The 13,121-nt window shown below is 55.8% G+C and carries 12 protein-coding genes; all 12 read left to right on the forward strand.

The features are described from left to right. The first annotated feature begins 17 nt into the window (after positions 1-17). The 12 genes from serC (at position 18) to rfbA (ending at position 13,111) form a co-directional block, all read left to right on the forward strand. On the forward strand, positions 18-1,103 hold the full coding sequence (gene serC, locus F8N85_RS27790) for a 3-phosphoserine/phosphohydroxythreonine transaminase (protein WP_150806699.1): 1,086 nt from the start codon (positions 18-20) through the stop codon (positions 1,101-1,103). Next, a complete protein-coding gene (gene pheA / locus F8N85_RS27795) occupies positions 1,103-2,197 on the forward strand; it encodes a prephenate dehydratase (RefSeq protein ID WP_150806700.1) in 1,095 nt (364 codons plus the stop codon). The genes serC and pheA overlap by 1 nt, the downstream gene beginning before the upstream one ends. Positions 2,198-2,207: 10 nt before the next feature. Further along, positions 2,208-3,320, forward strand: coding sequence for a histidinol-phosphate transaminase (gene hisC / locus F8N85_RS27800; protein WP_150806701.1), 1,113 nt, complete (start codon positions 2,208-2,210; stop codon positions 3,318-3,320). A 28-nt stretch (positions 3,321-3,348) separates the two neighbouring features. Next, positions 3,349-5,556, forward strand: a complete 2,208-nt coding sequence (locus F8N85_RS27805) for a bifunctional prephenate dehydrogenase/3-phosphoshikimate 1-carboxyvinyltransferase (protein WP_263596389.1) — start codon at positions 3,349-3,351, stop codon at positions 5,554-5,556. Further along, complete coding sequence (gene cmk, locus F8N85_RS27810) at positions 5,556-6,242, forward strand: (d)CMP kinase (protein WP_191636279.1); 687 nt, start codon at positions 5,556-5,558, stop codon at positions 6,240-6,242. The genes F8N85_RS27805 and cmk overlap by 1 nt, the downstream gene beginning before the upstream one ends. 123 nt (positions 6,243-6,365) lie before the next feature. Then, the gene (gene rpsA, locus F8N85_RS27815) at positions 6,366-8,060 is read left to right on the forward strand and encodes a 30S ribosomal protein S1 (RefSeq protein ID WP_150806704.1); all 1,695 of its coding nucleotides are present in this window, start codon (positions 6,366-6,368) and stop codon (positions 8,058-8,060) included. A gap of 237 nt (positions 8,061-8,297) precedes the next feature. Beyond that, positions 8,298-8,579, forward strand: coding sequence for a hypothetical protein (locus F8N85_RS27820; protein ID WP_150806705.1), 282 nt, complete (start codon positions 8,298-8,300; stop codon positions 8,577-8,579). Positions 8,580-8,771: 192 nt separating this feature from the next. Continuing rightward, complete coding sequence (gene ihfB / locus F8N85_RS27825) at positions 8,772-9,068, forward strand: integration host factor subunit beta (RefSeq protein WP_065886416.1); 297 nt, start codon at positions 8,772-8,774, stop codon at positions 9,066-9,068. 24 nt (positions 9,069-9,092) lie between these two features. Continuing rightward, positions 9,093-9,332: a lipopolysaccharide assembly protein LapA domain-containing protein gene (locus tag F8N85_RS27830; RefSeq protein ID WP_150806706.1), complete on the forward strand. Its 240-nt coding sequence runs from the start codon at positions 9,093-9,095 to the stop codon at positions 9,330-9,332. A 238-nt stretch (positions 9,333-9,570) separates the two neighbouring features. After that, positions 9,571-10,647 carry a dTDP-glucose 4,6-dehydratase gene (gene rfbB, locus F8N85_RS27835; protein ID WP_150806707.1) on the forward strand — a complete coding sequence of 359 codons (1,077 nt, stop codon included), beginning with the start codon at positions 9,571-9,573 and terminating at the stop codon, positions 10,645-10,647. Positions 10,648-10,805: 158 nt separating this feature from the next. Further along, the gene (locus F8N85_RS27845; protein WP_150806708.1) at positions 10,806-11,864 is read left to right on the forward strand and encodes an LPS O-antigen chain length determinant protein WzzB; all 1,059 of its coding nucleotides are present in this window, start codon (positions 10,806-10,808) and stop codon (positions 11,862-11,864) included. 383 nt (positions 11,865-12,247) lie between these two features. Beyond that, on the forward strand, positions 12,248-13,111 hold the full coding sequence (gene rfbA, locus F8N85_RS27850; protein WP_150806709.1) for a glucose-1-phosphate thymidylyltransferase RfbA: 864 nt from the start codon (positions 12,248-12,250) through the stop codon (positions 13,109-13,111). The last annotated feature ends 10 nt before the right edge of the window (positions 13,112-13,121 follow it).

The following is a 13,121-nucleotide window of genomic DNA, read 5'->3' on the forward strand; positions in this document are numbered from 1 at the left end:
TCAGAGCGAGATTGGATGTGAGCAAGAGAGCCTATAACTTCTGTGCCGGTCCCGCGGCGCTTCCTGAATCTGTCCTGCAGCGCGCGCAGGGTGAACTCCTCGATTGGCATGGCAAGGGCCTGTCGGTCATGGAAATGAGCCATCGCAGTGATGAGTTCGTGTCCATCGCGACCAAGGCCGAGCAGGACCTGCGTGATCTGCTGGATATCCCCTCGAACTATAAAGTGCTGTTTCTGCAAGGCGGCGCTAGCCAGCAATTTGCCCAGATTCCTCTGAACCTGTTGCCGGAAACCGGCAAAGCCGACTATATCGACACCGGTATCTGGTCGCAGAAAGCCATTGAAGAAGCTTCGCGCTTCGGCACCGTCAATGTGGCCGCGACGGCCAAGCCTTACGACTATTTCGCGATTCCCGGCCAGAACGAATGGAAGCTGTCGCAAGACGCGGCCTACGTGCACTACGCGCCGAACGAAACGATCGGCGGCCTGGAATTCAGCTGGGTCCCGGAAACTGGCGATGTGCCACTGGTTGCCGACATGTCTTCGGACATCCTGTCGCGCCCGGTGGATGTCTCGCGCTTCGGCATGATCTACGCCGGCGCCCAGAAGAACATCGGTCCGAGCGGTATCGTCGTCACCATCATTCGTGAAGACCTGCTGGGTCGCGCCCGTTCGATCTGCCCGACCATGCTCGACTACAAGGTCGCGGCCGACAACGGCTCCATGTACAACACCCCGCCAACGCTGGCCTGGTACCTGTCCGGGCTGGTGTTCGAGTGGCTGAAAGAGCAAGGTGGTGTAGAAGCCATCGGCAAGCTCAATGACGTCAAACAGCGCACGCTGTATGACTTCATCGACGCCAGTGGGCTGTACAGCAACCCGATCAACAAGTCCGACCGCTCGTGGATGAACGTGCCGTTCCGCCTGGCTGACGATCGCCTGGACAAGCCGTTCCTGGTGGGCGCCGAGGCGCGCGGCCTGTTGAACCTCAAGGGTCACCGTTCGGTAGGCGGCATGCGTGCCTCTATCTACAACGCCGTAGACATCGTCGCGGTCAACGCGCTGGTGGCCTACATGGCAGAGTTCGAGAAGGAACACGGTTAATGTCCGAGCAAGAACTCAAGGCACTGCGCCTGCGTATCGACAGCCTGGACGAAAAGGTCCTCGAGCTGATCAGTGAGCGCGCGCGCTGCGCCCAGGAAGTCGCACGAGTCAAGATGGCTTCGCTGGCTGAAGGCGAAGTGCCGGTGTTCTATCGTCCCGAGCGTGAAGCCCAGGTGCTCAAGCGTGTCATGGAGCGCAACCAGGGGCCGTTGGGCAACGAAGAGATGGCGCGGCTGTTCCGTGAAATCATGTCTTCGTGCCTGGCCCTGGAGCAGCCGCTGAAAGTGGCTTATCTCGGCCCGGAAGGCACCTTCACCCAGGCAGCGGCCTTGAAGCATTTCGGCCATGCCGTGATCTCCAAGCCCATGGCGGCGATTGATGAAGTGTTCCGTGAAGTGGCTGCCGGTGCGGTGAACTTTGGCGTGGTCCCGGTGGAAAACTCCACCGAGGGCGCGGTCAACCACACCCTCGACAGCTTCCTCGAGCACGATATGGTGATCTGTGGCGAAGTCGAGTTGCGGATCCACCATCACCTGCTGGTCGGTGAAAACACCAAGACCGACAGCATCAGCCGCATCTATTCCCACGCTCAGTCACTGGCCCAGTGTCGCAAGTGGCTGGACGCCCATTACCCGAATGTCGAGCGCGTGGCGGTTTCCAGCAACGCCGAAGCGGCCAAGCGGGTCAAGGGCGAGTGGAACTCGGCGGCGATTGCCGGCGACATGGCGGCCGAGCTCTACGGCTTGACCCGTCTGGCCGAGAAAATCGAGGACCGCCCGGACAACTCCACGCGATTCTTGATGATCGGCAGCCAGGAAGTGCCGCCGACCGGCGACGACAAGACTTCGATCATCGTCTCCATGAGCAACAAGCCCGGCGCCCTTCACGAGCTGTTGGTGCCGTTCCACGACAATGGCATCGACCTGACGCGGATCGAAACCCGGCCTTCGCGTAGCGGCAAATGGACCTATGTGTTCTTCATCGACTTCGTCGGCCATCACCGCGACCCGCTGGTCAAGAGTGTGCTGGAGAAGATCAGTCAGGAAGCAGTGGCACTCAAGGTGCTGGGTTCCTACCCGAAAGCGGTTCTCTGAGGCTTAGACAATGAGTGGCGACTTCCTCGCTCTGGCACAGCCAGGCGTACAACAACTCTCGCCTTACGTCCCGGGAAAACCCGTGGACGAACTGGCACGCGAGCTGGACCTGGATCCAGCCAAAATCGTCAAGCTGGCGAGCAACGAAAACCCGCTGGGAGCCAGTCCAAAAGCCCTGGCGGCGATTCATGAGGCGCTGGTCGAACTGACCCGTTATCCGGATGGCAACGGCTTTGCCCTCAAGAGTCTGTTGGCCGAGCAGTGCCGCGTGCAGCTCGACCAAGTGACCCTGGGCAACGGTTCCAACGACATTCTCGAACTGGTGGCCCGTGCCTATCTGGCGCCGGGGCTGAATGCGGTGTTCAGCGAGCATGCGTTTGCGGTCTATCCGATCGTCACCCAGGCCGTGGGTGCCGAGGCGCGTGTCATTCCAGCCAAAGACTGGGGGCACGATCTGCCGGCGATGCTCGACGCCATCGACAGCAATACCCGCGTGGTCTTCATCGCCAATCCGAACAATCCGACCGGAACCTGGTTCGATGCCGAGGCGCTGGACGAATTCCTCCAGGATGTACCTGAGCGTGTGCTGGTGGTGCTCGACGAAGCCTATATCGAGTATGCCGAGGGCGGCGATCTGCCGGATGGCCTGGACTTCCTCGCGGCGTACCCGAACCTGCTGGTCTCGCGGACCTTCTCCAAGGCTTATGGCCTGGCTGCGCTGCGTGTCGGCTATGGCTTATCCACAGCAGTGGTCGCCGATGTGCTGAACCGGGTTCGTCAGCCATTCAACGTCAACAGCCTGGCCCTGGCCGCGGCCTGTGCCGCGCTGCAGGACGCCGAGTACCTGGCTGAAAGCCGGCGCTTGAACGAATCCGGCATGCAGCAGCTGGAAGCGGGCTTTCGCGAGTTGGGTCTGGGCTGGATCCCCTCCAAAGGCAACTTCATTGCAGTCGATCTGGGGCGCATTGCCGCGCCGGTGTACCAGGGATTGCTGCGTGAGGGCGTGATCGTGCGTCCGGTGGCTAACTACGGCATGCCGAATCACCTGCGCGTGACCATCGGTCTGCCAGCGGAAAACAGTCGCTTCCTCGAGGCGTTGGCCAAGGTTCTGGCTCGTGGTTGATGTCATTGCAACGCAACCTGCTGTGCCCATGATCGGTCGCCTGGTGGTGGTCGGTCTGGGTCTGATCGGCGGCTCCTTTGCCAAAGGCTTGCGCGAAAGTGGCCTGTGCCGCGAAGTGGTGGGTGTCGATCTTGATCCGCAATCGCGCAAGCTGGCGGTCGAGCTGGGCGTGGTCGATCGTTGCGAAGAGGACCTGGCGGTTGCTTGCCAGGGGGCTGAGGTGATTCAGCTGGCCGTGCCGATCCTGGCCATGGAGAAAATGCTCGCACGCTTGGCCGGCATGGATCTGGGGCAAGCGATTCTGACCGATGTCGGCAGCGCCAAAGGCAATGTGGTGCGCGCGGCAACCGAGGCGTTCGGCGGTATGCCGGCGCGTTTCGTGCCGGGGCATCCGATTGCCGGTTCCGAGCAGAGCGGGGTGGAAGCCTCCAATGCCGAGTTGTTCCGTCGCCATAAAGTGATTCTGACTCCGCTGGATCAGACCGATCCGGCCGCCCTGGCAGTGGTCGACCGGTTGTGGCGCGAATTGGGCGCCGATGTCGAGCACATGCAGGTCGAGCGTCACGACGAAGTATTAGCGGCGACCAGCCATTTGCCTCACTTGCTGGCCTTCGGTTTGGTCGACTCATTGGCCAAACGCAATGAAAATCTTGAGATCTTCCGTTACGCTGCGGGCGGTTTCCGCGATTTCACAAGAATCGCCGGTAGCGACCCGGTCATGTGGCACGACATCTTCCTCGCCAATCGCGAAGCTGTCCTGCGCACACTCGATACATTTCGCAGCGACCTCGACGCCTTGCGCGACGCGGTCGATGCAGGGGATGGGCACCAATTGTTGGGCGTGTTCACTCGCGCCCGGGTTGCCCGCGAGCATTTCAGTAAAATCCTGGCCCGCCGGGCCTATGTGGACGCTATGAACTCCAACGACCTGATTTTCCTGGCACAACCTGGTGGCCGCCTGACTGGGCGGATTCGTGTACCGGGCGATAAATCGATTTCCCACCGTTCGATCATGCTCGGCTCTCTCGCTGAGGGCGTCACTGAAGTGGAAGGTTTCCTCGAGGGCGAAGACGCCCTGGCGACCTTGCAGGCTTTCCGTGACATGGGCGTAGTGATCGAAGGTCCGCACCACGGTCGCGTGACCATTCACGGCGTCGGCCTGCACGGCCTGAAACCCGCGCCAGGTCCGATCTATCTGGGCAATTCCGGTACCTCGATGCGTCTGCTGTCTGGCCTTTTGGCTGCGCAGAGCTTCGATAGCACCCTGACCGGTGACGCTTCGCTGTCCAAGCGCCCGATGAACCGCGTGGCCAATCCGCTGCGCGAAATGGGTGCGGTCATCGAAACGGCGGCAGAGGGTCGTCCTCCGATGACCATTCGCGGTGGCAACACGCTCAAAGGCCTGACCTACACCATGCCGATGGCCAGCGCCCAGGTTAAATCCTGCCTGCTGTTGGCTGGCCTGTATGCCGAAGGCAAGACCACCGTGACCGAGCCGGCACCGACCCGCGACCATACCGAGCGTATGTTGCGTGGTTTCGGCTACCCGGTAACCGTTGAAGGCGCTACGGCTTCGGTCGAGTCCGGACACACACTGACGGCGACCCACATTGAAGTCCCGGGGGATATTTCTTCCTCGGCGTTCTTCCTGGTCGCGGCGTCGATCGCCGAAGGCTCCGAGCTGGTGCTCGAGCACGTCGGCATCAACCCGACCCGTACCGGCGTCATCGACATCCTGCGTCTGATGGGCGCTGATATCACCCTGGAAAACCAGCGTGAAGTCGGCGGCGAGCCAGTGGCCGACCTGCGTGTGCGGGCGGCTAAACTGAAAGGGATCGAGATCCCGGAAGAGCTGGTCCCGCTGGCCATCGACGAATTCCCGGTACTGTTCGTGGCTGCCGCCTGTGCTGAAGGGCGCACGGTGCTGCGTGGCGCCGAAGAGCTGCGAGTCAAAGAGTCGGATCGTATCCAGGTCATGGCCGATGGCTTGCTGGCGCTGGGCGTCAAATGCGAACCGACCCCGGACGGCATCATCATCGACGGTGGCCAGATCGGCGGCGGTGAAGTGCATGGTCACGGCGATCACCGGATTGCCATGGCCTTCAGCGTTGCTTCGCTGCGCGCCAATGCGCCGATCCGCATCCATGACTGCGCCAACGTCGCGACTTCCTTCCCGAACTTCCTCGCGCTGTGCGCGCAGGTTGGCATCCGCGTTGTGCAAGAGGCCCAGTCGTGATGATCAAGGCACCCGTCATTACCATCGATGGGCCGAGCGGTTCAGGCAAAGGCACCATCGCCGGTATCCTGGCCAAGCGCCTGGGCTGGTGCTTGCTGGATTCCGGCGCGTTGTACCGCTTGCTGGCCTTTGCTGCGCGTAATCACGGGGTCGACCTGACCAATGAAGAATCACTGAAGTTGCTCGCCGCTCATCTCGACGTGCAGTTCGTCGCGGCGACCGACGGTCATCCGCAGCGAATCATCCTCGAAGGCGACGATGTCACCGACGACCTGCGCAACGAGCAAGTCGGCGCCTGGGCTTCCCAGGTCGCCGCGCTGCCGGCGGTACGGGACGCCTTGCTGCAGCGCCAGCGGGCGTTTCAGGAACTTCCGGGGCTGGTGGCGGATGGTCGGGACATGGGTACGGTGGTGTTCCCCGACGCACCGCTGAAGATCTTTCTGACCGCCAGTGCCGAGGAGCGTGCTCGTCGTCGTTACTTGCAGTTGAAGGCTATGGGCGATGATGTTAGTCTGTCGAGTCTGCTAGATGAGATACGTGCACGCGATGAGCGTGACACCCAGCGAGCGGTAGCCCCGCTCAAGCCGGCGGCTGACGCCATACAGCTGGATTCCACGGAATTGTCCATCGAGCAGGTGTTGCAACGCATCATGAGCGAGATCGCCATTCGCGATATCGCCGGATGACCCAGAAATTCCGCAGGGGACTCCAGGCATAGTCCTGCGGCTTTTCTTTTATATGAACGTAACCCACATCGTCTGGGATGTGGCAGATGGGCGTATTCTTCGCCCTTATCAACAGGAATTAAAATGAGCGAAAGCTTTGCAGAACTCTTTGAAGAAAGCCTAAAAACCCTGAACCTTCAGGCTGGCTCCATCATCACCGCAGTCATCGTTGATATCGATTACCAAGCTGGTTGGGTAACCGTTCACGCTGGTTTGAAGTCTGAAGGCCTCATCCCGCTGGAACAGTTCCACAACGACGCTGGCGAACTGAACATCAACATTGGTGATGAAGTTCACGTTGCGCTGGACGCGGTCGAAGACGGCTTTGGCGAAACCAAACTGTCCCGTGAAAAAGCCAAGCGCGCTGAATGCTGGATTGTTCTGGAAGCAGCCTTCGCAGCCGAAGAAGTGGTCAAGGGCGTTATCAACGGTAAGGTTAAAGGCGGCTTCACTGTCGACGTTAACGGCATCCGTGCGTTCCTGCCAGGTTCTCTGGTTGACGTCCGTCCAGTGCGCGACACCACGCACCTGGAAGGCAAAGAGCTCGAGTTCAAGGTCATCAAGCTCGACCAGAAACGCAACAACGTTGTCGTTTCCCGTCGCAGCGTCCTCGAAGCCGAGAACTCCGCCGAGCGTGAAGCTCTGCTGGAATCCTTGCAGGAAGGTCAGCAAGTCAAAGGTATCGTCAAAAACCTCACCGATTACGGCGCATTCGTCGATCTGGGTGGCGTCGATGGCCTGCTGCACATTACCGACATGGCTTGGAAGCGTATCAAGCATCCTTCCGAAATCGTCAACGTTGGCGACGAGATCGATGTCAAGGTTCTGAAGTACGATCGCGAGCGCAATCGTGTTTCCCTGGGCTTGAAGCAGCTGGGCGAAGATCCATGGGTCGCTATCAAAGCTCGTTACCCGGAAAGCACTCGCGTTACCGCGCGTGTAACCAACCTGACCGACTACGGCTGCTTCGCTGAGCTGGAAGAAGGCGTGGAAGGCCTGGTACACGTTTCCGAAATGGACTGGACCAACAAGAACATCCACCCTTCGAAAGTCGTACAAGTCGGCGACGAAGTGGAAGTTATGGTTCTGGACATCGACGAAGAGCGTCGTCGTATCTCCCTCGGCATCAAGCAGTGCAAATCTAACCCATGGGAAGATTTCTCTGGCCAGTTCAACAAGGGCGATAAAATCTCCGGCACCATCAAGTCGATCACCGATTTCGGTATCTTCATTGGTCTGGACGGCGGCATCGACGGCCTGGTTCACCTGTCCGACATCTCCTGGAACGAAGTGGGCGAAGAAGCCGTTCGCCGCTTCAAGAAGGGCGACGAGCTGGACACCGTTATCCTGTCGGTTGACCCAGAGCGCGAGCGCATCTCCCTGGGTATCAAGCAACTGGAAAGCGATCCGTTCTCCGAGTACGTTCAAGAGAACGACAAAGGCGCAATCGTTAAAGGCATCGTGAAGGAAGTTGACGCTAAAGGCGCCATCATCACTCTGGCCGACGATATCGAAGCGACTCTGAAAGCCTCCGAAATCAGCCGTGACCGCGTTGAAGACGCGCGCAACGTTCTGAAAGAAGGCCAGGAAGTAGAAGCCAAGATCATCAGCGTTGACCGCAAGAGCCGCGTAATCCAGCTCTCGATCAAGTCGAAAGACGATGCTGAAGAGAAAGAAGCAATCCAGAGCCTGCGCGACAAGCCAGCGACTTCGGAAATTGCTGCTGGTCCTACCACTCTGGGCGACCTGTTGCGTGCACAAATGGAAAAACAGAACTAAGTTCTGTCAGACCATAGAAAAAGGGCGACTTCGGTCGCCCTTTTTTGTGCCTGGGATTTGAGCAATCACAGGTCTACACAAGACCCGTAGCTGCCGCAGGTTCGACCGCCGATCTTTTGATCTTTCGAGGTCTCGCCCAATGCGCCTGCAAACTGATCAATCGCCTATTCGGGGTTTAGGCTAGGCTTTGGCTTGGTATGCATTGAAGTAGGGTTCGCACCCTGCCTAAGGAGCGGAATGAACAAGCTCATTTTCATAATGGCAGTGCTGGTTCTGACGGGCTGTACAACGAACACCAAAGCCCACGTGGTACGTGGGGTTAGCGGTATAGAGATCGACTGCTCAGGGCTCGGCTCGGGCTGGGAGAAATGCTACAAGCGAGCGGATCGTGAGTGTAAATTGCAGGGTTACAAAGTTATCACCAGGTCCAGCGATGTCAAAGAGAGCGCCGAGGACTACCCCTTTGGCTGGAATCCAGCCGGCTATCTCACACGCAACATGCTGGTTGTCTGCAGATGAGCGGCGAACATTCCGTGCTGCCTGAATCCAGTGCCAAAAACTTTTTGCTTCGAAAAATGTCACTACTCCTTGCCTGCGCGTGGTATCTCAAGCGCTGTGTAGATAAGTCAATACACGGGCTGTTCAAAATCCTTCGGGCATGCTAAAACCTTTGAAGCGCTGATCTAGCTGCTTGAAAAAGAAGGGAAAAATATGACGAAGTCGGAGTTGATCGAACGAATTGTCACCCATCAAGGGCTGCTCTCATCCAAGGATGTGGAGCTGGCCATCAAGACCATGCTCGAGCAAATGTCCCAGTGCCTGGCTACCGGTGATCGCATCGAGATCCGTGGCTTTGGCAGCTTCTCCCTGCATTACCGCGCACCTCGCGTAGGTCGTAACCCAAAGACTGGTCAGTCTGTCAGTCTGGATGGGAAATTCGTTCCTCATTTCAAGCCGGGTAAAGAGCTTAGGGATCGGGTGAATGAAGACGAGGAGGAGGGGATTTGATAGCGCCAGTTCAAGGAGCAATTGATGCGTAGTCTGAAGCGCGTTCTCCTCGTGGTAGCAGTTCTGTTGCTAGTGCTGGCGATTCTGGCTTTTGTGCTCGAGAACCAGCAATCGGTATCCTTGCTGTTCCTGGGCTTGGCCGGGCCTCAATTGCCGGTATCGGTTGTGGTCGTCGTTGCGTTGCTGACAGGCATGCTGATCGGGCCCTTGATTGGCTGGTTAGTCAGTCGTACCGTAAGAGCGCGGCGCAGACACTCGGTCTGATTCCAGTAAGGGCCGGGTTCAGATCAGATTTTCACGCGTTGCTTGTCTATATCCGTTAGTAAATCCGTCTTTAAACTGTAAAATGTTGCGCCCGTCCGAGAGCTCGGAGATGCCATGGAGTGTTTTGACTTGGCACGGACTGGAGATAGGCTACGGTTGATGCAGTAGCCTTTGCATTCATGGATTAGACGGCGCTCGATACAGAGCACTTTCAGCAACTCAAGGGTATGGTCCTCGCGTGAAAATTCTAGTTACCGGCGGTGCCGGATTTATTGGTTCTGCAGTCATTCGCCACATCATCTCCAATACCGCAGATTCTGTAGTAAATCTGGATAAGCTTACCTACGCCGGTAATCTTGAGTCTGTAGCAGAAGCGGCTCAGAGTGAGCGTTATGTGTTCGAGCGCGTGGATATCTGCGATCGCGAACAAGTGGATCGCGTCCTGCGTGAACACCAGCCCGATACGATCATGCACCTGGCGGCTGAGTCCCACGTAGATCGCTCGATCTCCGGCCCTTCCGAGTTCATCCAGACCAACATCATCGGCACTTATACCTTGCTGGAAGCCGCTCGCCACTACTGGAGTGCTCTGGAAGACGAGCATAAAGCCGGCTTCCGCTTCCACCATATTTCTACCGACGAAGTGTACGGTGACCTTGAGGGGCCGGAAGACCTCTTCACTGAAACCACACCCTACCAGCCAAGCTCGCCGTACTCTGCCAGCAAGGCCAGTTCCGATCACCTGGTTCGTGCCTGGAGCCGCACATACGGCTTGCCGACCCTGGTCACCAATTGCTCGAACAACTACGGCCCATGCCATTTCCCTGAGAAGTTGATCCCGTTGATCATTCTCAATGCGCTGGAAGGCAAGCCACTGCCGGTCTACGGTAAAGGCAATCAGGTTCGTGATTGGCTCTACGTTGAAGACCACGCCCGCGCTTTGTACAAAGTTATGACCGAAGGTGTTATCGGCGAGACGTACAACATCGGTGGCCATAACGAAAAGCAAAACATCGAAGTGGTGCAGGCCCTTTGTGCGCTGCTCGACGAACTGTGTCCAGACTCCGCTCATCGTCCACATGCCAGCCTGATCACCTACGTTCCGGACCGTCCTGGTCACGACCAGCGTTACGCTATCGACGCCAGCAAAATTCAAAGCGAGCTGGGTTGGGTGCCGGAAGAAACCTTTGAGACGGGTATCCGCAAAACCGTCGAGTGGTACCTCGAAAATACCGAGTGGGTTGCCCGTGTGAAGAGCGGCAGCTACCAGCAGTGGATCGACCAGAACTACGTGGGTCGTTCGGGCAAGGCATGAAAATCCTTCTGCTGGGAAAGAGCAGTCAGTTGGGTTGGGAACCGCAGCGCTCCCTGGCTCAGTTTGGCGAATTGATTGCCGTGGATCGCCACGTAGGCGATGGCTTTTGTGTTGATCTTGCAGGTTCATAATGTTTTCTATTTCAAGGGCTTTAGGATATGCAGGTTGATTCCAATAATTCTGTAATTGTTGATGGGCTCGATGTGCATGCGCTCATTTCTACGCTTTGGCGGCAGAAAATTATAATTTTATGTATGGCTCTGTTGGGGACCGTTGTTGCGGCCACTTATGCTTTTCTTGCTGAGCCTGTTTATGAAGCGAAAGCTTTTGTTATTCCACCTTCGCAGAATGATATAGAAAACCTGAACTACGGTCGGACCGTAGAGAAAAGATTGCCTATCTTGATGATTGAGGATGTTTATACGGTCTTTCTCAAGAATTTAAAGGCTGAGTCGCTTCGTCGGGAGTTTTTCAAAAATACATACCTTCCGGCATTAGGTAGGAGTGAAGATTCTCAAGGGTTGTTATATAAGAAGTTATCAAAGATTTTATTGGTTTCTGTAGTGGGTAAAGATGAAGCAGATCGATACTCCGTTGTCATCCAGCATGGTGATTCTGAGTTGGCCGCGAAGTGGGTGGACCAGTATGTAGGGCGAGCACAAGAGTTGGCGCTACAAGAAATAAACAAAAATATTTCCAGCGAGTTCGGAGTTGAAGCTCGAAACCTCTATCAGGAAATGCTCTCGTTGCGTGAAGTGGGAGATAAGGCGCGAGAAGATTCCCTCGTCAAACTCCGTGAAGCGCTAGTTGTGGCCAAAGCAATTGGTCTGGAAATGCCGCCTAACTTGGGTGGTAACTCGAAATCCTCGCTCAGTATTGCCGGTGACATGGACGGTGATCTTACTTATATGCGTGGAACGAAAGCGCTGGAAGCTGAAATAGAGAATTTGAAAACCAGGAAATCCGACGATCCTTTCATCAATAGATTGCGTGATGTTGAAACCAAGTACAATTTTTACAAACAGTTGTCGGAAAGCTTCCAAGAGGCGAAGGTTTTCAGGATGGATGGTGCTGTAGAGGCATCGGGTTCACCCGTCAAACCAAAAATCGTACTCATCATATTGGCCGGTTTGGTTTTGGGGTTGATGTTGGGTGTAGTCATTGCGCTTATTCAAAACTCTCTTTTAATCAGTGCAAAGAAAATCAAAGAGAGCTAAGTGTTAGCGCGTGTTCTTGAGACGCTTCGGCGACTGTACTTGTGCGTCGATAACTGAAATGCTCAAGTTCAACAGTTGAATCCGCCCGTAGAGCATGTCAATGTGAATAGTTGCTGTGCAGGCGGTAAGAGATAAAAAATCGATAGATCGTATTTATCGATTTTTTTCATTTGATGCGCAGGCTCTATTGGTTGTGCTTTGGCTCTATGAGGGTGGGTTTGTATAGACGATCTTGTGCAGCTGAATGTCCAGCTAAGGAAACTGCTCCACATCGGGTTGCCGGGCAAAAAAACAATTGTAAACAGATGTACAATTGTGTCTGGTCAGTCGATTGTATGTATTAATGTTGCTGAGAAGCCTAGGATCAGGCGTGAGGGTAGAATATGAAAGGCATCATTCTGGCGGGCGGTTCGGGAACTCGTTTGTATCCGCTGACAAAAGGGGTATCCAAGCAACTGCTTCCGATCTACGACAAACCGATGATTTTTTATCCACTTTCCGTACTCATGCTCGCCGGCATTCGAGATATTCTCATTATCACGACTTCTGAAGATCTTGCGGGATTCCAGCGTTTGCTTGCCGATGGTAATCAGTTCGGTGTGAGGCTGAGCTACGCAGTTCAAGAGAATCCTGATGGTCTGGCGCAGGCATTTCTTATTGGTGAAGAGTTTATTGGAAAGGACCCCGTATGTTTGGTGCTTGGCGATAATATTTTCTATGGCCAAGGGTTTACGCCGATGCTTCAAGACGTTGTGAAGCGCAAAAGCGGTGCGACAGTATTCGGTTATCAAGTTAAGGATCCGGAGCGATTTGGCGTGGTTCAGTTCAATGAGGACCGCAAAGCGATATCTATTGAAGAGAAACCGCTCAAGCCTAAATCGAATTTTGCTGTAACCGGGTTATATTTTTATGACAATGATGTGGTTGAAATAGCAAAAAAAGTCAAACCGTCCTCGCGCGGTGAGTTAGAAATAACATGCATCAACCAAGCTTATCTGGATCGCGGTGATTTGCATGTGGAGCTTCTGGGACGAGGGTTTGCGTGGTTGGATACCGGTACTCACGAAAGCTTGCTCGAAGCTTCCCATTTCGTTGAGACAATAGAAAAGCGCCAGGGTTATAAAATCGCCTGCCTGGAAGAAATCGCTTTTAATAGTGGCTGGCTGAGCGCTGCGGAACTTTCCAAAACAGGCAATGAGTTGAAAAAGAATAGTTATGGGCAGTATCTATTGAGTCTCATAAGCTAGTGAGCTTGGA

Source organism: Pseudomonas fluorescens (assembly GCF_902497875.1).
GTDB classification, from domain to species: Bacteria; Pseudomonadota; Gammaproteobacteria; order Pseudomonadales; family Pseudomonadaceae; genus Aquipseudomonas; species Aquipseudomonas fluorescens_BR.